This window comes from Mesorhizobium sp. CO1-1-8 (assembly GCF_020164875.1).
In the GTDB taxonomy this organism is placed as follows: Bacteria; Pseudomonadota; Alphaproteobacteria; order Rhizobiales; family Rhizobiaceae; genus Mesorhizobium.
Genome location: NZ_JAIUGZ010000008.1, coordinates 101441 through 122893, shown reverse-complemented (window position 1 = coordinate 122893; position 21453 = coordinate 101441). Strand labels below are relative to the sequence as shown.

At 62.5% G+C, this 21453-nt stretch carries 19 protein-coding genes; 8 read left to right on the top strand and 11 right to left on the bottom strand.

Features of this window, described 5'->3' with window-relative positions; genetic code table 11:
• Positions 1-15: 15 nt before the first annotated feature.
• Complete coding sequence (locus LB558_RS17695; RefSeq protein WP_224698749.1) at positions 16-1002, bottom strand: ABC transporter substrate-binding protein; 987 nt, start codon at positions 1000-1002, stop codon at positions 16-18.
• Positions 1003-1259: 257 nt separating this feature from the next.
• On the opposite strand from LB558_RS17695, the gene LB558_RS17690 reads away from it, so the two are divergent.
• On the top strand, positions 1260-2231 hold the full coding sequence (locus tag LB558_RS17690) for a sugar-binding transcriptional regulator (protein WP_224698748.1): 972 nt from the start codon (positions 1260-1262) through the stop codon (positions 2229-2231).
• 29 nt (positions 2232-2260) lie between these two features.
• On the opposite strand, the gene LB558_RS17685 is transcribed toward LB558_RS17690, so the two are convergent.
• From LB558_RS17685 to LB558_RS17660, 6 genes are all read right to left on the bottom strand, one after another.
• A complete protein-coding gene (locus LB558_RS17685) occupies positions 2261-2629 on the bottom strand; it encodes a hypothetical protein (protein WP_224698747.1) in 369 nt (122 codons plus the stop codon).
• A gap of 113 nt (positions 2630-2742) precedes the next feature.
• On the bottom strand, positions 2743-4143 hold the full coding sequence (locus LB558_RS17680) for a pyruvate dehydrogenase complex dihydrolipoamide acetyltransferase (RefSeq protein ID WP_224698746.1): 1401 nt from the start codon (positions 4141-4143) through the stop codon (positions 2743-2745).
• 3 nt (positions 4144-4146) lie between these two features.
• On the bottom strand, positions 4147-5145 hold the full coding sequence (locus tag LB558_RS17675; protein ID WP_127267172.1) for an alpha-ketoacid dehydrogenase subunit beta: 999 nt from the start codon (positions 5143-5145) through the stop codon (positions 4147-4149).
• On the bottom strand, positions 5145-6173 hold the full coding sequence (locus LB558_RS17670) for a thiamine pyrophosphate-dependent dehydrogenase E1 component subunit alpha (protein ID WP_127261511.1): 1029 nt from the start codon (positions 6171-6173) through the stop codon (positions 5145-5147). The genes LB558_RS17675 and LB558_RS17670 overlap by 1 nt, the downstream gene beginning before the upstream one ends.
• Positions 6174-6175: 2 nt before the next feature.
• Positions 6176-7504 carry an NAD(P)H-dependent oxidoreductase gene (locus tag LB558_RS17665; RefSeq protein WP_127261512.1) on the bottom strand — a complete coding sequence of 443 codons (1329 nt, stop codon included), beginning with the start codon at positions 7502-7504 and terminating at the stop codon, positions 6176-6178.
• 568 nt (positions 7505-8072) lie between these two features.
• Positions 8073-8861, bottom strand: coding sequence for a 3-hydroxybutyrate dehydrogenase (locus LB558_RS17660; RefSeq protein WP_224698745.1), 789 nt, complete (start codon positions 8859-8861; stop codon positions 8073-8075).
• 221 nt (positions 8862-9082) lie between these two features.
• Between LB558_RS17660 and LB558_RS17655 the strand changes: the two genes are divergently transcribed.
• Both LB558_RS17655 and LB558_RS17650 read left to right on the top strand, forming a co-directional pair.
• Positions 9083-9829, top strand: a complete 747-nt coding sequence (locus tag LB558_RS17655) for an acetoacetate decarboxylase (RefSeq protein ID WP_224698744.1) — start codon at positions 9083-9085, stop codon at positions 9827-9829.
• A gap of 109 nt (positions 9830-9938) precedes the next feature.
• A complete protein-coding gene (locus tag LB558_RS17650; RefSeq protein ID WP_224698881.1) occupies positions 9939-11099 on the top strand; it encodes a patatin-like phospholipase family protein in 1161 nt (386 codons plus the stop codon).
• A gap of 306 nt (positions 11100-11405) precedes the next feature.
• On the opposite strand, the gene LB558_RS17645 is transcribed toward LB558_RS17650, so the two are convergent.
• Positions 11406-13007, bottom strand: coding sequence for an inorganic phosphate transporter (locus LB558_RS17645; RefSeq protein ID WP_224698743.1), 1602 nt, complete (start codon positions 13005-13007; stop codon positions 11406-11408).
• A gap of 125 nt (positions 13008-13132) precedes the next feature.
• The gene (locus LB558_RS17640) at positions 13133-13666 is read right to left on the bottom strand and encodes a TetR/AcrR family transcriptional regulator (protein ID WP_224698742.1); all 534 of its coding nucleotides are present in this window, start codon (positions 13664-13666) and stop codon (positions 13133-13135) included.
• 145 nt (positions 13667-13811) lie between these two features.
• Here LB558_RS17640 and LB558_RS17635 point away from each other — a divergent pair, with 145 nt between their 5' ends.
• Together LB558_RS17635 and LB558_RS17630 are read left to right on the top strand one after the other, a co-directional pair.
• Positions 13812-15140: an efflux RND transporter periplasmic adaptor subunit gene (locus LB558_RS17635; RefSeq protein WP_224698741.1), complete on the top strand. Its 1329-nt coding sequence runs from the start codon at positions 13812-13814 to the stop codon at positions 15138-15140.
• Entirely contained in the window at positions 15137-18220 is a 3084-nt protein-coding gene (locus tag LB558_RS17630) for an efflux RND transporter permease subunit (RefSeq protein ID WP_224698740.1), read from the top strand. The genes LB558_RS17635 and LB558_RS17630 overlap by 4 nt, the downstream gene beginning before the upstream one ends.
• Before the next feature lie 246 nt (positions 18221-18466).
• Here the strand turns inward: LB558_RS17630 and LB558_RS17625 are convergent, their stop codons facing one another.
• Entirely contained in the window at positions 18467-18928 is a 462-nt protein-coding gene (locus tag LB558_RS17625; protein WP_023811018.1) for a L,D-transpeptidase, read from the bottom strand.
• 229 nt (positions 18929-19157) lie between these two features.
• Between LB558_RS17625 and LB558_RS17620 the strand changes: the two genes are divergently transcribed.
• The gene (locus LB558_RS17620; RefSeq protein WP_224698739.1) at positions 19158-19613 is read left to right on the top strand and encodes a hypothetical protein; all 456 of its coding nucleotides are present in this window, start codon (positions 19158-19160) and stop codon (positions 19611-19613) included.
• Between the two features lie 55 nt (positions 19614-19668).
• Positions 19669-19836: a hypothetical protein gene (locus LB558_RS17615; RefSeq protein WP_023811016.1), complete on the top strand. Its 168-nt coding sequence runs from the start codon at positions 19669-19671 to the stop codon at positions 19834-19836.
• 72 nt (positions 19837-19908) lie between these two features.
• Here the strand turns inward: LB558_RS17615 and LB558_RS17610 are convergent, their stop codons facing one another.
• Positions 19909-20610 carry a response regulator transcription factor gene (locus LB558_RS17610; protein WP_224698738.1) on the bottom strand — a complete coding sequence of 234 codons (702 nt, stop codon included), beginning with the start codon at positions 20608-20610 and terminating at the stop codon, positions 19909-19911.
• 46 nt (positions 20611-20656) lie between these two features.
• Between LB558_RS17610 and LB558_RS17605 the strand changes: the two genes are divergently transcribed.
• Positions 20657-21430 (top strand): response regulator, encoded by a 774-nt coding sequence (locus LB558_RS17605; RefSeq protein ID WP_224698880.1) that lies wholly within the window; start codon positions 20657-20659, stop codon positions 21428-21430.
• The last annotated feature ends 23 nt before the right edge of the window (positions 21431-21453 follow it).

Sequence of the window (21453 nt, the reverse complement as noted above, 5' to 3'; positions counted from 1 at the left end):
GACTGGATTGCCGGCTCAGCCGCCGAACAGTTCCGAGAACTTCGCCTTGTCGGCGTCGGTTTTGGCGACGATTGCCTTGGTGTCGAACGGCATCACCTTGACCTTGACGCCCTCCGGCAGCCATTCGGGGCGGCCGACCGAGGCGCGCGCCGGCAGATAGCCCATCGAAAGCGCAAGCTTCTGGCCGTCATCGGAAAGAATGAAGTCGACGAACTTCTTGGCGCCATCGACATTCCTGGCGGTCTTCATGATGGCGACCGGTTCCGTCACTGCCGGCACACCTTCAGAGGGGAATACGAATTCGACCGGGGAACCCTTTTTCTTGGCGTTCATCGCCATGAAGTCGACAAGGATGCCATAGGGCTTTTCGCCTGACGCCACCGACTTCAGCACCGCACCATTGCCGCGCACGCTGACGGTGTTGTTGGTCTTCAGCTTCTGGAAGAAATCCCAGCCATAATTGGCGTCGCCGACGAAGCCCGAAAGCAGGTATGCGGCCGCACCCGAATAGAGCGGGCTCGGCATGACCAGGCCATCGGCATAGGCGGGCTTGGCGAGATCGGCCCAATGCTGCGGCTTCTCGGCCGCCGCGGTGTTGTAGACGATGCCGGTGGTGATCAGCTTGCTGCCGAAATAGGTCTTGTCGGCGTCATAGGCATCCGCTTCGATGCCGTCGAGCTTTGCCTCGGGATAGGGCAGCAGCCGGTCGTCCTTCTTCAACAGCTCCATCGAGACCGCGTCGGCGATCAGAAGCACGTCGGGCTGCGGGCTGCCGGCGGCAAACTCGGCCGCCATCTTGGTCAGGATGTCGCTCGTTCCGGAGCGATAGATATTCACATCGATACCCGGCTGCGCCTTCTTGAAGGCATCCACGGTCTTGGCCGCGTCGGCTTCCGGCTGGGACGTATAGAGCGTCAGTGTGTCGGCGTTTGCCACGCCGGCAAACAAAGTTGCCGCGAGCGCCAGCTGGCTGGCCAGCAGCTTGATGAAGTGCGTCTTCAATGAGACCTCCTGTCTTTCTGTGCATGACCGGTCCGGCTCTGGCCGGCTCCCGTCTCTTCCTCCCTGCACGGCGCATATGACTGGTGGATGACACAGCGCGTGAAACCCACAAAATATGTTCATATGTACGATGTCAATTACAAATGAACAGAAATGTGCGACAATCGACACGCCGGAGATCCGGCATCAGTTGACATCCGGCCGCTGTTTCCTTGATGAGCACCGGTCAGGCCACGGCTCATGAGGGACAGGAACCGATGACCACGGAAAAACCCAGACAGGCTCGCCTGCCGATGGTCTCGTCGGACCTTACCGTCAAGACGGCATGGCTCTACTATGTCGAAGGTTTCACCCAGGAACAGATCGCCGAAAAGCTCGACGTCTCCAGGGTGAAGGTCATGCGTACGCTGGCCTCCTGCACCGCCGAGGGCATTGTCGTCACCATGATCAACGCGCCGACCGCCGGGCAGGTGGCGCTCGAACGGGAACTGGAAAAACGCTGGGGTCTGAATGCCGCCGTCGTCATCCCGACGCCTTCGGCGCATGACCATCTGGAGAAGGCCATCGGCCATGCCGTCGCGGCCTATCTCGGCGAGCAGATGCAGGACGGCATGACGCTGGCCATCGGTGGCGGCGCGACCCTGCATGCCAGCCTCGGCTTCCTTGCCCGCCGGCAATTGAAGCGTGCCTGCGTGGTGGCGCTCGTCGGCAGCCTGCCGCACTCGCAATGGATCAATCCATCGATTGTCGCAGCCAAGGTCGCCGATGTCTTCGAGGTCGACAGCTATCAGATCACCGCGCCGGTGACGGTCGACAATTCCTCGCTGCGCGATCTCCTCTGGGCGCAGCCGACCCTGCAGGATGTACGCCAACGCGCGGCCGCCGCCGACATCGCGCTGCTCACCGTCGGCGACATGTCGCCGGACGCCACCATCTTCCGGCACGGCATCGTTCCGTCATCGCTGATCGCTCCGTTGAAAGCGAAGGGCGCGGTCGCCAACATGCTGTGCTATTTCGTCGATGCCGCCGGCAGGCTGGTCGACCACGAGGTCAACGGCCGCGTCATGGCCATCGATCTCGATGTGGTCAGCAACGTGCCGAATGTTGTTCTCGCCGCGGGCGGCAAGCGGAAAGTCGCGGCGATCCTCGCCGCGCTGAAAGCCGTCAGCACCAATGTGCTGATCACCGACAGCGATACCGCCACGGCACTGCTTGCCAAGGGCGGCTGAGCCGGTTCGACTGGCTCCGGCGTTTCCCGCTAAATGAGTCCGCGTTCGCGCAAATAATCCTCGACGCCGACATGGGTCATGGATTCGAATTCGGCGATCGCCTCGGCCACCCGCTTGCGCTGCGCCGCCAGCAGTGTGAACACCTGCTTCATCTCGCCGGAAACACCAAAACGGCCCCACCGCTCGGCGATATGCATGGGCAAGCCGATGTCGGCGCAGAACGCGTCCAGGCTGTCATAGCCGAGGCTGGCGACGAGCTGCCTGGTCTCTTCCGCCGACATGCGCGGCTCGAAGGCGTGGTCGTGCAGGCGCTGCGCCACCAGCTTGATGTCGGAGGGCGACGCACCCATGACCTTGCCGAACAGGGTTTTGACGTCAGATGGGTCGAATGCAGGCATATTTGGCCTCCCTGGATCGCAATCCGGATAGAACATGGGTCAAGGGTCGGCGCCTGACAAGTCGTTTCTATTTGTGTGCCGGCGCATGATTTGGCGCCGGCTTCCCACAGGACCTAGACCAGCATGCCCATCGGATTCTCGATCAGGCGCTTGAAGGCGACCAGCAGTTCGGCGCCGAGCGCACCGTCGACTGCACGATGGTCGGTCGACAGCATCACCGACATCACGGTGGCGATTTTGATCTCGCCGTTCTTGACCACCGCCCGCTCCTCACCGGCGCCGACGGCCAGGATGGTCGCATGCGGCGGGTTGATGACGGCGGCAAAGTCCTTGATGCCGAACATGCCCAGGTTGGACACCGCTGTGGTGCCGCCCTGATACTCTTCCGGCTTCAGCTTACGGCTGCGGGCGCGGCTGGCCAGATCCTTCATCTCGTTGGAGATGGTGGACAGCGTCTTTTCGTCGGCATGCCGAATGATCGGCGTGATCAGCCCGCCCGGGATCGACACGGCAACGCCGACATCGGCATGCTTGTGCTTGACCATGGCGGTTTCGGTCCATGACGCATTGGCATCCGGCACCGCCTTCAGCGCCATGGCCATAGCCTTGATCACCATATCATTGACCGACAGCTTGTAGGCCGGCGCCTCGCCCCCGTTGGACTGCTCGCCGGTCTTCTTCACCGGAGCCGCCGCATTGATCTGCGTGCGCAACGCCAGCAGCGCATCGAGTTCGCAATCAAGCGTCAGGTAGAAATGCGGAATGGTGGTCTTGGCCTCGACCAGGCGCCGCGCAATGGTCTTGCGCATATTGTCATGCGGGACGAGGTCGTAGGAGCCCTGTTCGAACAGTTTCAGCACCTGATCGTCCGACATCGCCTTCACCGTGGGAGCGGCAGCGGTTACCGAAGCTTCGGGAACAGTCGAGGGTGCCGTTTTAGCCGCCGGCGCAGCTTTAACGCCGCCGGCAATTGCCGCGCCGACATCGGCCTTCACCACACGGCCATGCGGGCCTGTGCCCGTGATGCTTGCGAGGGCAAGGCCGGCCTCACGGGCCAGACGGCGAGCCAAAGGTGTAGCGCGCGCAACAGATGGCGATTGGCCGATCTCCCCCCTTGTGGAGGAGATGCCCGGCAGGGCAGAGGGGGGCGTGACAGAATGAGACATTGGGGGGGCAGCGACCCCCTCTGTCGATTTCGTCGAGATCTCCCCCACGGGTGGGGAGATTGGCGCGATGTCCTGCTTTGCCGCAGCAGCATCAGCCCCATAGGCCTCACCGTCGGCATAAATCCACGCCACGGCAGCGCCGACCGCAATATCGACACCCTCCTTGCCGGTGACATCGCGCAGGACGCCGCTGGCCGGCGCGTCGATTTCCATCGCCGCCTTATCGGTCTCGATCTCGAACAGCACATCGCCCTTCTTGACGTGCGCGCCCTCCTCGGCAAACCAGCGCGAGATCTGTCCGGTCGCCATGTCCATGTCGACCTTGGGAAGAATGACTTCGGTCGGCATTTCTCAGCGGACCCCTTTCACGAGGTCGCGCGCGGCGGTGATGATGTCGGGAATTTGCGGCACCGTCGCCTTCTCGAGTTCAGGATTGTAGGGGATCGGCGTTTCGGCGCCGCCCAGCCGCACGATCGGCGCGTCGAGATAGTCGAACGCTTCGCTCTCGGCGATCATGGCGCTGACTTCGGCGCCGATGCCCAGCGTCTTGACCGCTTCGTAGACGCATAACAGCCGCGACGTCTTCTTGACGCTGTCGATAACGGTCTGCTTGTCCATCGGCCGGATGGTCCGGAGATCGACGACTTCGACGTCGATGCCTTCGCTCTCCAGCGCGGCAGCCGCGTCGAGCGCCTTCTGCACCATGATCGAGGTGGCGACGATGGTCAGGTCCCGGCCCTCGCGGCGGATATCGGCCTTGCCGATCGGCACGGTGTAATAGCCTTCGGGCACCGGTCCCTTCATCTTGTAGAGCAGCTTGTGCTCGAAGATCATGACCGGATCGGGATCGGCGACCGCCGCCAAAAGCATACCCTTGGCATCATAGGGGGTCGCCGGCTGGATGACTTTCAGACCCGGCACATGGCCGAGCCAGGCTTCGAGGCTCTGGCTGTGCTGAGCGGCCGCCCCGGTGCCGGAACCGGCGGGAAAGCGCATCACCACGGGAACCGAAACCTCGCCGCCCAGCATGAAGCGCATCTTGGCCGCCTGGTTGACGATCTGCTCCATGGCGAGCGTGGCGAAATCGGAAAACTGGAACTCGAAGATCGGCCGCATGCCCGTGAGGGCAGCGCCCACCGCTACGCCCGCGCCGCCCAGTTCCGAAATCGGCGTATCGATGACGCGGTCAGCGCCGTAACGTTCGACCAGGTCGCCGGTGACCTGGAAGGCGCCGCCATAGACACCGATATCCTCGCCCATCAGGAAAACGCGTTCGTCCATGTCCATGGCGATCGCCATGGCCTCCTGGATCGCCTGGGCGTAGCTCAGTTCACGCACCATCGCGTCCATCACGCCTGCTCCGTGTACACGTAATTTCCGGTCTCGCTGATATCGGGCGATGGGCTCGCCTTGGCGAACTCGATGCCCTCGGCGATCTCTTGCGCCACGGCATCGCGAATGGCCTCGATGCCCTTGTCGTCGATGAAGCCGAATTCCCTGAGCTCGCTTTCGAACAGGGTGATCGGATCGCGGTTCGACATCCAGTCCTCGATCTCTTCCTTGGTGCGATAGCGGTTGCGGTCGCTCTTGGAATGGCCGCGATGGCGGTAGGTCTTGGACTCGATCAGCGTCGGCCCCTCGCCGGCGCGGGCTCGGGCGATAGCCTGATGAGACGCCTCGGCGACCTCGGAGAAGATGTTGCCGTTGACGATGACGCCCGGCATCGAATAGGCGGCGGCGCGCTCGGCGATGTTCTTGACCGCGGTCGAGCGGGCTGTCGATGTCGACATGCCATAGCCATTGTTCTCGCAGACGAAAATGACAGGCAGCTTCCAGACCGCCGCCATGTTGAGCGCCTCGTGGAAAGCGCCTTCATTGTTGGCGCCATCGCCGAAGAAGGAGACCACGACCTTGCCGGTCTTCATCATCTTGGAGGACAATGCCGCCCCGACGGCGATCGGGATACCGCCACCGACGATGCCATTGGCGCCGAGATTGCCCTTGCCGACATCGGCGATGTGCATCGAGCCGCCACGGCCCTTGCAATAGCCTGTGGTCTTGCCGAAGAACTCGGCGAACATGCGCTTGACCTCGGCACCCTTGGCAATGCAGTGGCCATGACCGCGATGCGTCGAGGTGATCTGGTCATCCTCGGCAAGCGGCATGCAGATGCCCATGGCGCTGGCTTCCTGGCCGATCGACAAATGCATGGTGCCGTGGATGAGGCCGCGCGTGTAGCACTCCTCCGCGCCCTCTTCGAAGCGCCGGATCAGGTACATCTTGTGGAGCACCTCCCTGAGTTGCTCGGCGCTGTAATGGCGGTAGACGAAGGGCAGATTGGCGCGACTGTCAGTGACGGCTTTGCTGGCGGTGGCCATGATCACGCTCCCACGGTCCCATAGACGAGCTTGTCCTGGCGGGCGCGCAGTTCGGCGATCTTGGAGCCCGCCGCGGGCGCTGCATTGGCGTAGGTTATGAGCTCGCCCTTCTTGATCGGCGTAGTGACCGAGCCGCCCTGCAGCAGACCGCAAGGAATGGCCTTGGCGGCGCGCGCCTCAGGCGTAGTCATGATCCAGGCGCGGTAGCAATATTCGCCTATCGCATCGAGCTTCTCGCCCGGCTTCATGTCCTTCTTGGCCACCGCGCAGACCTCGGCGACCGGTTTGGCCAACGGCACCATGTCGGCCTTGCCGTAGAGCACGACGCGCGCGCAGGTCAGCGGCACTTCGAGCGAGGTCAGGTGATAGGGACGATGGAAAGTGAAATACGGGCCTTTGCCCATCTTCAAATCTTCCATGCGCTCGGAGATGCGCGGATGCGACATATCGGCAACGACGAAGACGCCTGGCGCGACACCCTTGCCGATCGAATAGTCGACGACGCCGACCTTTGACAGCACGCCGCCATCCTTCTGTGGCACCAGCACCTTGGACAATTCGCCAAGCGTCGCCGCCGGGCCGTGCATGCCGGCCTTGTCTGGAACCAGGCCGGTGGCATTGGCGATTGCCGCCATCTCGACCATGGTCTTGGATCCGTCGACGAATTCGACCAGCATCCGCACATTCATATGCCGGCGCTTGGCTTCCTCCTCATAGTCTGGGGGAATGGCGTCGATGTTGAGCGGATTGTTCTTGCCCTTGCCGGCGGCAACGATCGGATGCCCCATCGCCGAAACGAACTCGATCAGTTCCATGCAGGAAGACGGCTCGTCGCCGGCGCCCAGCGAATAGGTGACGCCGAGCCGGTCGGCCTCGCTCTTCAGATAGGCGCCGATGGTCACATCGGCCTCGACATTCATCATCACCAGATGCTTGCCATGTTCCATGGCGCGCAGCCCGATCTCGGCGCCGACGGCGGGAACCCCGGTGGCGTCGATGACGACGTCGATCAGATCATTGTTGATGACAAGGCTGGCATCGTTGGTGACCGCCACCTTGCCGGCTTCCATCGCCGCCGTCATCGCGGACGCGCTCGAGACTTCGCGCGCGTGCCCGGTTTCCTGGAAGGCGATATCGACGGCCTTGCTGGCGGCAGGCAGGTTCAGCTCGGAAATGGCGCCGATCTCGATGCCCGACATATGGGCGACGCGAGTGACGATGTCGGTTCCCATCTCGCCCGAGCCGATCAAGCCGATGCGGATAGGCTTGCCCGACTTGGCGCGTTCCTCGAGATCGCGGGCAAGGCCCGTCAACGAAACATTGGAAGCCATACCGCTCGTTCCTCCCATGATGCAGGCTTGTTCGATTGCCTGACGGGTATTGAACATCTGTATTTCTGTCAAGACTAATGTCCAAATTGGCCTGCTTTTTAAGGCTCTTTTCCCGGCGGCTCCGCAGGAGCCGGAAAGGCCCCGTGACGCAACCGCGGCCGCGTGGCAAGGCCGCGCGCGAACAGACGGCCGCCTCGCCATCGCCGTCGACTATTTTCGGAATGCAAGGGCCCTACAGAACTCGATCCGACACCGGGAAATCGTGAAAGTGAGCGATCACCCCATCCAACGAGCCCTACCGGTCTCTCCCGCAACGCCGCATAGGCGGCGCGCTCGCCTTCATTGGTGAGGTCGCCGGAAATCACCACCAGTTCGGCGTCGGCATGGTTTTTGCCGATATCGGCAAGGCAGGCTTCCCAGCCTGGCGAGCGGATCTGAGCCGTGCAGACGACCGCCCGGCGTCATCAGATGCGGATCGGAGACCTGGATGACTTTCATGAACCTGCCCGGAGTGCCTGCCAACTGCCGTCCGCAAGCATCGGCCGGCAAACGAAACGCCTCGACTACGCTACTGTGCGGTCCAGCCGCCGTCCATCGGCAAGGTCGTGCCGGTGATCTGCCTGGCCGCATCCGAACACAGGAACAGCGTCAGCGCGGCAAGCTCGTCGACGGTGACGAACTCCTTGGTCGGCTGGGCAGCGAGCAGCACATCGTGCTTCACCTGTTCCTCGGTCATGCCGCGCGCCTTCATCGTGTCCGGGATCTGCCTTTCGACCAGCGGCGTCCAGACATAGCCCGGCGCGATCGCATTGACGGTGACGCCGTCCTGTGCGGCTTCAAGCGCCACTGTCTTGGTCAGGCCCGCTATGCCGTGTTTGGCCGCGACATAGGCGGACTTGAACGGCGAGGCGACCAGCGCATGCGCCGATGCGGTGTTGACGATGCGGCCCCATTTGCGCGTCTTCATGCCCGGCAGTGCCGCCTTGATGGCGTAGAACGCGGCGAGCAGGTTGATGCGGATGATGGCTTCCCATTTGTCGTCCGGAAACTCCTCGATCGGCGCGACATGCTGGATGCCGGCATTGTTGACCAGGATATCGAGACTGCCGAAGGCTTGCTCCGCCTCGTGCACCATGGCGCTCACCGCCGCGCCGTCCATCATGTTGGCATCGGAGTAGCGGCACCTGACGCCGAAATCCGTTTCAATGCCGGTGCGCTCCTGCTCGATGGCGACGGCATCGCCAAGACCGTTGATGGTGACATTGGCGCCTTCGGCGGCAAAGGCGCGGGCTATGGCCAGGCCGATGCCGCTGGTCGAACCGGTGACGAGCGCATTCTTCGAAGACAGGAAACCCATGATGATCTCGCAGGAGGTGGGAGGGAACGAACGAGGCGGCTTTGTGCGCCGCACCATGACAATGCCACAGCCATATGTCGGCGCGATTACAGGGCAGCGACGGCGCCGACGGGCCAATTGGAAGGGCTGTCAGGCGGCTGACACGGCACTGTCATGGTGCCGTGCAACATAATCCGGAGCGCATTCGCGCAGTCATTCCTGAACCGAATGGGGCTATAGCCTTGCAGATCGCCGATGTCGTGAAGCGCGCCTATGCGATGCCGCTGACCAACCCATCCTTCCCGCCCGGGCCGTACCGTTTCTTCAACCGCGAATATGTCATCATCACCTACCGCACGACACGCGAGGCCCTCGAGGCGGTCGTGCCGGAGCCGCTGGAAATCGACGAGCCGCTGGTCAAATACGAATTCATCCGCATGCCGGATTCAACCGGCTTCGGCGACTACACCGAGAGCGGCCAGGTCATCCCGGTGCGCTACAAGGGTGAGCATGGCGCCTACGTCCACTCGATGTATCTCGACGACGATGCACCGATCGCCGGCGGCCGCGAACTGTGGGGCTTTCCCAAGAAGCTCGCCAACCCCAAGATCGTCCATGAAGGCGAGGTGATCGTCGGCACGCTGCACTATGGCAGCGTTCGGTGCGCCACCGGCACGATGGGCTACAAGCACAAGGAAGCCGATCACGGCTCTGTCCTCGCTTCGCTGGCCGGGCCCAATTTCCTGATCAAGATCATCCCGCACGTCGACGGCACGCCGCGCATCTGCGAGTTGGTCCGCTATCACCTCACCGACATCACGCTGAAGGAAGCCTGGACCGCGCCCGCTGCGCTCGATTTGCGGCCGCACGTCATGGCCGACGTGGCGCGGCTGCCGGTGCTCGACATCGTGTCCGCCGTCCACTTCACCGCCGATCTGACGCTTGGCCTGGGCGAAGTGGTTCACGACTATCTCGCCGACCGCACCTGAGCGCATCAGCCATTCAGACATGATCCCGAAAAGCGGGAACCGGTTTTCTCGGACAAACGGGACTGTTTGTCCAGAGATCATGCCCAAACAGAAGTCGGAGACCAAAGCCGTGCTCGAACGCAATCGCAAGAAAGAGGCCACCGCCACCATCGCGGAGATCTCGGCGCAGTATGACCGCATCGCGCTGGTGTTTCAGGGAGGCGGCGCGCTCGGCGCCTATCAGGCCGGTGTCTACCAGGCGCTGGCCGATGCCGGCTGCGAGCCAAGCTGGCTTTCCGGCGTGTCGATCGGCGCCATCAATGCGGCGATCATCGCCGGCAATGAATCGAGCCGCCGGCTGCAGCGACTCGAGCAATTCTGGCAGACGATTTCGGGCCGCAAGATCTGGGCCTATACGCCCGAGGGTGACATCTACCGCGACATCCGCAACCGCACCAGTTCGTGGATGACCATGGTCATGGGCCAACCCGGCTTCTTCAAGCCGCGCAATCCCAATCCCTGGATGGAGCAGCCCGGCGCCGAGGGCGCCACCAGCTTCTACAACACCGCCGAATTGAAGGAGACGCTGGAAAGCCTGATCGACTTCGATATCCTCAACGACGGCAAGAAGCGGCTGAGCGTCGGCGCGGTCAATGTCCGGACTGGCAACTTCGTCTATTTCGACACCGACAAGGTCCGCATCGAACCGGAGCACATCATGGCCAGCGGCGCGCTGCCGCCCGCCTTCCCGTCGATCCGCATCGAAGGTGAATATTACTGGGACGGAGGCATCGTCTCCAACACGCCGCTGCAATATCTGCTCGACCAGGAAGAGGACCGTTCCTCACTGGTTTTCCAGGTCGACCTGTTCAGCGCGCGCGGCGTCCTGCCGCGCAGCATGCCGGACGTGCTGTCGCGCCACAAGGACATCATGTATTCGAGCCGCACACGGCAGAACACCGACAATTTCAAACGCATCCACGGTCTCAAGATGCGCCTGCTCGATACGCTGAAACGGGTGCCGAAGGAGTTGCGGACGCCGGCCGAGGAAGCGCTGATCGAGGATTATTCGGATGCCGGCACCGTCAACATCGTGCACCTGATCTATCAGCACAAAGGCTATGAGGGTCACGCCAAGGACTATGAGTTCTCAGGCACCTCGATGCGCGAGCATTGGGAGACAGGGTTGGAAGACACGCAGCGCACCTTGCGCCATCGTGAATGGCTGACGATGCCGACCAATGTCGACGGCGTCGCCATCCACGACCTGCATCGCGAAGATCCGACCTGACTCTGGCGAGGAAAATGCGACGGGCAGGTCCCGTTCCAAACAATCCCGCCGTCGAGTTCCTTCACACCCCCCTCTGTCCTGCCGGACATCTCCCCAGCAAGGGGGGAGATTGGCAGCTCATGCGTCCCGCCAGCCTTGAGACGTCGGAGATTGGCGAAGGTCGAGGCGGCATCGATCTCCCTCCTTGCTTGCGGGGGAGATGTCCGGCAGGACAGAGGGGGTGCTGTCCCGCGACGCTTCGGAATGAATAGAAAAAAGGCAGCGCCGGCGACCGGCGCTGCCTTTTTCTGAAAGTGCCTGCTTCGCTCAAAACACCTGGCGGAAGATGATGAACAGCACGAAGGCGAGCGTGATCGAGCACGGCAGCGTCAGCACCCAGGCAAGCAGCAAATTGCGCACCGTCGCCCATTGCAGTCCCGAACCGTTCGCCGCCATCGTTCCGGCAACGCCCGACGACAGCACATGCGTTGTCGACACCGGCAGCCCCAGCCGGTCGGCCATACCGATGGTCACCATCGCCACGAGTTCGGCCGCCGCACCTTGGCCGTAGGTCAGATGGCTCTTGCCGATCTTCTCGCCCACCGTGACGACGATGCGTTTCCAGCCGACCATGGTGCCGAGGCCGAGCGCCAGCGCGACGGCGACCTTGACCCAGATCGGAATGAACTTCGTCGCGTTGTCGACGGCCTTGTGATAGTCGGTGACCGCTTTCAGATCGGCCGCCTCCATCGGCAGCAGCTGCTTCTTGTCGATCAGCTTGAGCGCCTCGCCGATCAGATAGATGTCGTTGCGGGCGTTGCTGACCAGATCGGTCGGCACCGTTTCGACCGAGGCATAGGGCTGCAGGCCAGCCGTCGTGTTGTGGATGTAGGTCTGCAGAGCAACCGTCGTCTGGTCATTCCAGGTCCTGGTGCGCACGGCTTCCTGGACGGCTGCCTTGGCATCGGCAACAACGACACCGGGCTTGACATATTTGCCCAAGGCCGTTTCGACGCTGACCGAGGCAGACTTGTAGGCTTCGAGATAGTTGATGTCGGGGGTGCGGTTCAGCGCATAGGCCGTCGGCACGACGCCGATCAGGATCAGCATGATCAGGCCCATGCCTTTCTGTCCGTCATTGGAGCCGTGCGCGAAGCTGACGCCGGTGCAGGTGAAGATCAGCAGGCCACGGATCCACCATGGCGGCGGCGTGTTGCCCTTCGGCGCCTCGTAGAGCGCCGGATTGCGCACCAGCAGCTTCATCGCATAAAGCAGGATCGCCGCGGCGAAGAAGCCGATGATCGGCGACACCAGCAGGGTGACGCCGACATTGGTCGCCTGCGACCAGTCGACGCCGCTGGTGGCGCTGCCGGCTGGTGCCATGAACTGGTTGGCAAGGCCGACGCCGATGATCGAGCCGACCATGGTGTGCGAACTCGACGCCGGCAGGCCGAGGAACCAGGTGCCGAGATTCCACAGGATCGCCGCCACAAGCAGCGCGAACACCATGGCGAAGCCCGAGGACGAGCCGACCTGCAGGATCAGTTCCACCGGCAGCAGCGACAAGATGCCGAAGGCGACCGCCCCGCTGGAGGTGAGAACCCCGAGGAAATTGAAGGCGCCCGACCACATGACGGCGAATTCGGCCGGCATCGAGCGCGTGTAGATAACCGTCGCCACCGCATTGGCGGTATCATGGAAGCCGTTGACGAACTCGAAGCCGAGCGCGATCAGCAAGGCGATGCCGAGCAGGATCCACGGCACGGTCTTGGCCACCGCAAGATCCTGGCTGAGCGCGTAGCCGACATAGACGATGCCGACGAGCACCAGCACGCCGAAGGCGGGCAGGAACCACTTCGCGCTGCCCGATTGATCCAGCGGATGATCCGGTCTTGGAATGCCCGCCTCGCTAGAAACTATATCCACCATGTCCCACTCCAGATGCATTGCAGCAAAGAACCTGGGAAGACGCTATGTCCGCACGATGAACCCTGTGTGACGCCGGCGAACGCCGCGTTCATGAACAGGCCTGCCGAAAAGCAGGTGGGCGACGCCTATTTGGCAATCTCGAGCAGGGACGATACCAGCAGCTCGCGCTCGTCTTTCGACAGGACATCCGAATCGAAGAGGTTCATGCTGCGCAATCCCTCGATGGCAAGATAGCAGATCAACAGCGATTTGAGATCCGGCGTCTCGCCCTTCAGCCGCTCGAAAAGCTGCCGCTTGAAGGTCTTTATCGGCATCATGAAATCGGGATCCTCGGCGATGGCCGAGAAGATCCAGGACGCCGACGGCTGCTTTTCCTCGCAATCATTGGCCGACAGCCTGATGTAGACGGCCAAGGGATTTTCGTCCTTGTCATTTGTGCGGGCGGCTTCCAGCGCTTGCTCGAACTCACGCAGATAGCCTTCGACCAGACCTTGCATCAATTTGGCCTTGGTCGGGAAGTTGTAAAGGAGCCCTCCCTTCGACACGCCGGCACGACTGGCGACGGCATCCAGCGACAGGCTGCCTGGTCCGGATTCCCGGGCAACATCAGCCGCCGCAGCGAGAATCTTCTCGCGCGAATTCGGTCTTTGGGCTCTCATGGTGCCTCCCATCGCAAGCTTAGGCCCAATTGACAAGACCGTCCAGACGGTACAGTAAGACCGCCATAATTTGAAATCGGGACCCGCAGTCGATATGTGTCCCGATATCCGCGCTTCGCGCCGGATTTCGACTGAGGGGACTTCTTTGTTCAAGCGCATACTCCGTATCTTTATCATTGTTCTGGTTCTGGCCCTGCTCGTCGTCGTGGTCGGCGGGATCGTCGGGTTCAACTTCCTGCGCGACAACGGCATCAAGCAGTACTTCGCATCGATGAAGCCGCCGGCGGCAACCGTGTCGACGACCATCGCCAAGCCTTCGGCCTGGACGCCGGGCGTCGAGGCGATCGGCACGGTCAAGGCCGTGCGTGGTGTCGACCTGACAGTCGAGACCACCGGTATCGTCAAGGACATCCTTTTCCATGCCAACCAGAAGGTGGCGGACAATGCGGTTCTGCTGCAACTCGATGACGCCGTCGAGCGCGCCGACCTCGACGCACAGAAGGCGCAGGCCGCGCTCGACCAGACGTCGCTTGCCCGCGCCATCGAACTGACCAAGCGTGGTGTCGGCTCCGACTCGACGCTGGACACGGCGCGTGCGGCGGCCTCGGCCTCGGCCTCCCAAGTCACCAAGCTGCAGGCCGTGCTCGAGCAAAAGCAGTTGACGGCGCCTTTCGGCGGCACGGTGGGCATTCCGAAGATCGATATCGGCCAGTATCTGGCGCCCGGCACCGCCGTGGTGACATTGCAGGACCTCGACACGATGCGGGTCGATTTCTCGGTTCCCGAACAGCAGCTCGCCTTGCTCAAGATAGGCCAGACGGTTCGATTGGGCTTTGGCGGTGAGGACAGGCCATTCGCAGGCGCCATTCGCGGCATCGACCCGAAGATCGACTCGTCCAGCCGGCTGGTGAACATCCGCGCGGAAGTCGCCAATCCCGATGGCAAGCTGACCCCCGGCCAGTTCGTGCAGGTGCGTGTCGAACTGCCCGAAGAGCAGAACGTGCTGACCTTGCCGCAGACGGCGCTGACGACAAGTCTCTATGGCGACTACATCTTCGTGGTGCAGCCGGCCAAGCCCGCCGAGGCGGCGCCAGCTGCCAAGCCGGATGAAAAACCCGCGGCGCCGGCAGCCGATAAATCGGCTGATGCCAAGCCTGCGGACACCAAGCCGGCCGATGCCATGAAGCCGGCGGCTGATGCGGCCAAGCCTGCCGCCGCGGCGAAGCCAACCGACAAGGCTGCCGATGCGGCCAAGCCGGCGGCGGAAGGTGACAAGCCCGCGCTCGTGCTGTCGCAGGTGTTCGTCAAGCCCGGCCGCCGCAATCAAGGCATGGTCGAGATCGTCGAGGGGCTGAAGGCCGGCGACGTGGTCGTCACCGCCGGTCAGAACCGCCTCTTCAACGGCATGTCCGTCGTTGTGGACAACACCATCGACCCGACCAAATCGGCAAACAAGCAGGCCGACCAGCAATGAGCTTTTCAGATCTCTTCATTCGCCGGCCTGTTCTTTCGACGGTCCTTGCCTGCATGATCCTGCTCCTGGGTTTCCAGGGCATCTTCAACCTGTCGATCCGGCAGTATCCGAAGGTCGATGAAACGGCGATCACCATCACCACGGCCTACCCGGGCGCCAGCGCCGATCTGATCCAGGGCTTCATTTCCGCCCCGATCGCTCGCGCTGTCGCCTCGACCGAAAACATCGACTACGTCACCTCGTCCAGCCGCCCGTCCTCCAGCACCGTGACGGTGCAGATGAAGCTCGGCTCGAACCCCGACGTCGCGCTGACCGAAGTTCTGTCCAAGGTCCAGGGCGTGCGCGGCACCTTGCCGGACGCATCGAAGGACCCTGTCATCGTCAAGGGCACCGGCCAGCAGTTCGCGATGATGTACATCTCGATGCAGAATCCGAACATGACGAAGGAGCAGCTGACGGAGTATATCGAGCGCGTCATCAGACCGCGCATGTCGACGGTCGAAGGCGTCGCCGACGTGCAGATCTTCGGCGCCCAGGAATACTCGATGCGCGTCTGGATCGATCCGGTCAAGCTTGCCGCGCGCGGCGTGACGGCCTCCGAACTGCTGACGGCGATCAACAATTCCAACTTCCTGTCGGCGCCCGGCAACACCCAGAACGAGTATGTCGTTTCCTCGATCACCGTGCGCTCGACATTGCAGACGCCGGAGGCATTCGCCGAGTTGCCGCTGCGCTCTACCGACGGCAATGTAGTGCGGTTGCGGGACGTGGCTCGCGTCGAACTCGCCGCCGAGAACACCGACACCAGGGTCTCGTTCAACGGCAAGCCAGGCACCTTCCTCGCCATCTTCCCAACGCCGGCGGCCAATCCGCTGACCACGGCGGCTGCGCTCACCAAGCTGGTGCCGCAGATTCAGGAGACGCTGCCGAAAGGCATGACGATCGAGGTCGTCTACGACGCGACCGGGCAGATCAGCGCTTCCATCGAAGAGGTGTTCAAGACCATCGCCGAGGCGGTTGCCATCGTCATCGTCGTCATCCTTCTGTTCCTTGGCTCCTTCCGGTCGGTGATGATGCCGATCATCACCATCCCGTTGTCGCTGATCGGTGTCTGCTTCCTTTTGTTTGCTGTCGGCTACTCGATCAACCTCCTGTCGCTGCTGGCCATGGTGCTGGCGATCGGCCTGGTCGTCGACGACGCCATCGTGGTGGTGGAGAACATCCATCGGCACATGGAAGAAGATCACATGTCGCCGATGCAGGCTGCGTTCAGCGGTATGCGCGAAATCGCGTCTGCCATCGTTGCCATGACCATGACGCTGGCCGCCGTGTTCGCGCCGCTGGCCTTCACCGGCGGCCTCACCGGCGCGCTGTTCCGTGAATTCGCGGTCACGCTCGCCGGCTCGGTGGTGCTCTCGGGTGTCATCGCCATCACCATCACCCCGATGATGTCGGCACGCCTCTTGAAGTCCGGCACGCCGGGCCGTTTTCAGCGCATTGTCGACGGCACCTTCGCGCGCGTCGAGCATGTCTATGAACGGGCCGTCACCGGGTCGCTCAACTATCGCCCGTTGACGCTGATCATCGTGCTTGCGCTTGTCGGTGTCACCGGCTTCATGTTCACCAAGACCTCGAGCGAACTGGCGCCGGAAGAGGACCAGGGCTTTCTGCTCTCGATTGTGACGGCGCCACGTTATGCGACCTCCGATTACACTGAGACATATGTCAACCAGATCCTCGGTCTGGTGAGGGATATTCCCGAAACACGGGCGCAGTTCTCGGCCGTCGCCTTCGGCGGCACGACAAACAGCGCCTTCGTCGGCTATGCCTTCAAGGACTGGGCGGAACGCAAGCGCAATTCGAAGGAACTGCAGGCCGACATTACGGCCCGTATCGCCAAAGTGGCCGGTGTCGAGGCTTTCGTCTTTGCGCCGCCGACGTTGCCAGGCTCCGGCGGCGGCCTACCCATTTCCATGGTGGTGCGTTCGACGGGCCCTTCCTCGGAAGTGTACGAGGTGGCCGAGCAGATCAAGAACAAGGCGCAAGCCTCCGGCCGCTTCATCGTCGTGCAGAATTCGATGGCTTATGACGCACCGGAGGTGACGGTGACCATCGACCGCGACCGCGCCGCGGCGCTGAATCTGCCGATCGCCGATATCGGCCGCACGCTGACCTTGCTGGTCGGCGGCGCCGAAGTGGCGCAGTTCGACCGCGACTCCAACAGCTACGACATCATCCCGCAAGTGCCGCAGGAGTTTCGCGACAACCCCGACAAGCTCGGCGAATACTTCGTGCGCAGCGTGACGGGCGAGATGGTGCCGCTATCGGCGGTGGTCAAGATTTCGACCAATGCGGCGCCGGCGGCAATCGAGCAGTTCAACCAGCTGAATTCGTCGACGATTTCGGCGCTTCCGTTGCCCGGCGTCACCACTGGCGACGGGCTGAAGGCGCTGGAGGACATCGCCAAGGAGAGCTTGCCCGACACTTTCTTCCTCGACTATTCCGGTCAATCGCGGCAGGAAAAGGAACAGGGCAACACCATCCTGATCGCTTTCGCGGCCGCCGTGGTCGTCATCTATCTGGTGCTGGCGGCGCAGTTTGAAAGCTTCCGCGATCCGCTGATCATCATGATGGCGGTGCCGCTGTCGATCTTCGGCGCGATCGTGCCGCTCAATCTGGGCCTCGGCACGCTCAACATCTACACGCAGGTCGGCCTGATCACACTGATCGGTCTGATAACCAAGCACGGCATCCTGTTGGTCGAGTTCGCCAACCAGCAGCGTGAAAAGCATGGCATGCGACGGCGCGACGCCATCATCGCTTCGGCCAAGGTGCGCCTGCGGCCGATCCTGATGACGACAGCAGCGATGGCGCTTGGCGTTGTGCCGCTGATCACGTCCAGCGGCGCTGGTGCGGCGGCCCGCTATTCGATGGGCCTGGTCATCTTCACCGGCATCCTGGTCGGCACCATGTTCACGCTCTTCGTCGTGCCCATGTTCTACACCTTCATCGCCAGCAAGGACCTGCCTCATTTGGCGGAGAAGCCGGATCCCAAGCTGATGCCGGCACTGCCGAGCTAGGGCGGTCGAGGGAGTCCCGCCCGGAAATGCGCAGGGCAAATCGATGGAAGTAAAAGAAAAGAGGCCGGGAATTTCCCGGCCTCTTTCTTTTGGCTGGGCTCGATACCGCTGGTTTGCGCTGTACTCAATACATCCGGTTCGAGCTGCGCTCGATACCCCGGTTCGAGCTGCGCTCGATACCGCAGCGTTTTCCGACGGGAGCCTCAAGGCGTGCCAGCATGCTGACACGCCATCGTTTCCAGCCTGCTACTTGACGATGACGATGCTGGTGTTGGTCGCGCCGAAGGTTTCGACGAGCTGGTAGAAATCGGCGGCGTTGTCAGGGTGCAGCCGCACGCAGCCATGCGAAGCCGGCTGGCCGAGGCGCTTGATCGCATAGGTCGCGTGCACCGCATAGCCGCCGCTGAAGAAGACCGAGTGCGGCATCGGGGCGTTGTCGTATTTCTTCGAATACCACATTTCATGCATGCGGGTCGGCTTGAACGAGCCGGTCGGCGTCACATGGGCCCGGTCGCCGGTGGAGACTTTCCAGGCGAAGGTCGGCCGGCCATCGACGGAAACTTCCATGATCTGCTGCGAAAGCGAAACACGCGCCACGATCTTGTTGGCGGCGTGCGCCGCGCCCGAGCCGGCGCCGAGCAGCAGTGCTGCACCAGTCAAGGCAGCGGCGGTGATGTTGATGAGCTTGGCGGAAATGGCGGTGTGCATGATGGAAGTCCCCTCTCTCTGCCGGTTGGGCCGGCTCCAATTCGATGGCCGCTTATCCCAACGTCATGTTTCGAGAAGATTTCGCAAAACACTCGTTTATGTTTCGAATCTGTTTCTGTCGGTTAACAAATGCCTCCTTATAAACTTGGTTGGAACAGGCTCGGCAGGCGCGGCCAGCCAAGACCAAGAGTCGGGAACATGAGTATCCGCCTCCAAACGAAAGTGCGAATTGGCATCATGTGAAAGAACAACCGCCGACATCGAAACCAACCTGCAACAAAGCGTGGCTCCAAGCGGCATGATCCGGATACGGGGCGCGAGCAAAGTTGACGCAACGAAAACAGCCGGTAACGAACATGAGGACGAAATCGAACGCGCTGTCCTGGCTTCTCAGGATCAGCATCGCGGCCGCGGTCATCGGCGGCGTCGGCACGGTTGCCGGCACCCCGCAAAGCTCGGCGCGATGACTTCGGGCGAGATTTCGACGCTGCATGCCGCACTGTTTTTCGCCACGGTCTGGATTGTTTCCAGCCTGCGCATCGCCCGGCTCAAGGCCCTCTGGCGGGTCGGCCTTAGGCTGACGGGTTTGCGCGGCGCCTCCGGCAACTTGCTGCCGAGAGGACCGAAGGCCCGCGCCGCGACGGGGGGCTCCGTGGGCGGCGCGGGCGCTTCGGGGGTATCCTGAAGCGACCCGCAACAGGTTCATTTTTGAAGAATTGGCATTTTGGGGAACTGCGACGATGAAAACGAAATTCGCTGCTTCGGTGCTGTCCGCACTGCTTTACGCCCAGGGCCTGCTCGGCTTTGCCGGCCTTGCCACCATGCTTCTCAGGGACCGCGCCCATGCAAGCGAACTCACCATGGGCAGTGACATGCCGGTGGGGCCATCGCTTCTGCTGGTACGCTGAGGGTCAAAATCATCGGGCCCAGAGTTGGAAAATCCGATGCCCGAAAAAAGGGATTGCGCCAGTAGCCAGCAGTCAGTCGGCGAATTGCCGCGGCGGATCGAACCGGTAGCCGGCGCCACGTATTGTGGTGATGGTGTCGGTGTCGAGCTTGCGGCGCAGCCGCACGATGCGCGAATCGATCGAGCGATCGAAGGCATCGGCGTTTTCGGCTGGTGCCGCGGCGATGATATCGTCACGCGTCAGCACCTTGCGCGGACTGGCCAGGAACAACCTGAGCAGCGCCACTTGGCCGGGCGAAAGCTGTTCCTCGGAACCGGAGCGATGCATGACCATGGCCGATCTCAGATCGACGGTCGCGTTCTCCAGCACGATCAGTTCCTGGGTGCCCCTGCCGCGGCGCGAAAGCAGGCCGCCGACACGGGCGGCCAGTTCACGGACATTGAGCGGGCTCTCGACGACGTCGGCCGCACCAAGTTCCAGCGCCAGCACCTTGTCGACAAGATCGGCCGGGCGGCAGATCAGAATGAAATCCGGTCTGCCCTCGCCGCCTCCTCCTTGGCCGCCATAACGTCTGAGCAGGTCCCGCCCCTCCGCTTGGCTGAGGCTGTCGCCGACGACGACGACGTCGATTCCCTTTCCCGACAGCAGCGATTCTGCCTCCCAGGGCTGGCGCGCCTGATGCACGTCGTGGCCGCGCCGCTCAAGATGATCGGCGAGTTCGGTCGCCACCACTTCGGCAACGGAAACAAGCGCAATGACAGATCGTGCGGCCATATTTTCCAACCGTTCCCTGGCAACCCGGATATGAGTGCTGGACATGATGTTTATACCCAATCTACTTTCCACTGAAAGTGGGAGCGAAAGCATCGTGCGGGCAAGAATTGTTGTCGTCGAGGACGAGCCCGATCTGAGGGATGCGGTTGCCGAATACCTCGAAGCCGCGGGCTATGAAGTGGTCACCGCCGAAAGTGCTGCCGCCGCGCGCAGCCTCGTTGAGACGCAGTCGTTCCATCTCGCCATTCTCGACATCGCCATGCCCGGCGAGGACGGCCTCTCGCTCGGCCGCTGGCTGCGTTCGAAACTGCCGATCGGCATCATCTATGCGACCGCGGCCGGCACCGCGCTCGACCGCATCGTCGGGCTGGAACTCGGTGCCGACGACTACATCGTCAAGCCCTACGAATTGCGCGAAGTGCTGGCCAGGGTGCGCAGCGTGTTGCGCCGGGTTCCCCAGCCGAAGGAGCTCCAGGACAAGAAGGCCGGGACGGATCGCCGTTCCGTTACCTTCGGCCCCTTCCAGGCCGATCTCGACGGCAGGCTGGTCACCGGCGCCAATGGCGCGGTGATCGACATGGCCAAGAGTGAGTTCGACGTGCTGGAGATTTTCCTCACCCGCGCCAACCGGCTGCTAACCCGCGCCGCCATCTCCGAGGCGATCGGTTTCACCGAAGATCCGGAATCGTCGCGCGCGGTTGACATTCGCATCATGCGGCTACGCAAAAAGATCGAGGCCGACCCGGCCAATCCGAAATTCCTGCGCACGGTGCGCGGCGAGGGCTATATCTTCTCCCTGCCGCCCGGCGACGGCAACTGAGCAGCGAGGCCAGAGGGTTTCAG

What these genes read in the sequence shown, in the direction of transcription:
- LB558_RS17690 (WP_224698748.1), top strand. Translation starts at nt 1,260, where the DNA reads ATGACCACGGAAAAACCCAGACAGGCTCGCCTGCCGATGGTCTCGTCG.
- LB558_RS17685 (WP_224698747.1), bottom strand. Translation starts at nt 2,629, where the DNA reads ATGCCTGCATTCGACCCATCTGACGTCAAAACCCTGTTCGGCAAGGTC.
- LB558_RS17680 (WP_224698746.1), bottom strand. Translation starts at nt 4,143, where the DNA reads ATGCCGACCGAAGTCATTCTTCCCAAGGTCGACATGGACATGGCGACC.
- LB558_RS17675 (WP_127267172.1), bottom strand. Translation starts at nt 5,145, where the DNA reads ATGGACGCGATGGTGCGTGAACTGAGCTACGCCCAGGCGATCCAGGAG.
- LB558_RS17670 (WP_127261511.1), bottom strand. Translation starts at nt 6,173, where the DNA reads ATGGCCACCGCCAGCAAAGCCGTCACTGACAGTCGCGCCAATCTGCCC.
- LB558_RS17665 (WP_127261512.1), bottom strand. Translation starts at nt 7,504, where the DNA reads ATGGCTTCCAATGTTTCGTTGACGGGCCTTGCCCGCGATCTCGAGGAA.
- LB558_RS17660 (WP_224698745.1), bottom strand. Translation starts at nt 8,861, where the DNA reads ATGGGTTTCCTGTCTTCGAAGAATGCGCTCGTCACCGGTTCGACCAGC.
- LB558_RS17645 (WP_224698743.1), bottom strand. Translation starts at nt 13,007, where the DNA reads ATGGTGGATATAGTTTCTAGCGAGGCGGGCATTCCAAGACCGGATCAT.
- LB558_RS17640 (WP_224698742.1), bottom strand. Translation starts at nt 13,666, where the DNA reads ATGAGAGCCCAAAGACCGAATTCGCGCGAGAAGATTCTCGCTGCGGCG.
- LB558_RS17630 (WP_224698740.1), top strand. Translation starts at nt 15,137, where the DNA reads ATGAGCTTTTCAGATCTCTTCATTCGCCGGCCTGTTCTTTCGACGGTC.
- LB558_RS17625 (WP_023811018.1), bottom strand. Translation starts at nt 18,928, where the DNA reads ATGCACACCGCCATTTCCGCCAAGCTCATCAACATCACCGCCGCTGCC.
- LB558_RS17615 (WP_023811016.1), top strand. Translation starts at nt 19,669, where the DNA reads ATGAAAACGAAATTCGCTGCTTCGGTGCTGTCCGCACTGCTTTACGCC.
- LB558_RS17610 (WP_224698738.1), bottom strand. Translation starts at nt 20,610, where the DNA reads ATGGCCGCACGATCTGTCATTGCGCTTGTTTCCGTTGCCGAAGTGGTG.
- LB558_RS17605 (WP_224698880.1), top strand. Translation starts at nt 20,657, where the DNA reads ATGTTTATACCCAATCTACTTTCCACTGAAAGTGGGAGCGAAAGCATC.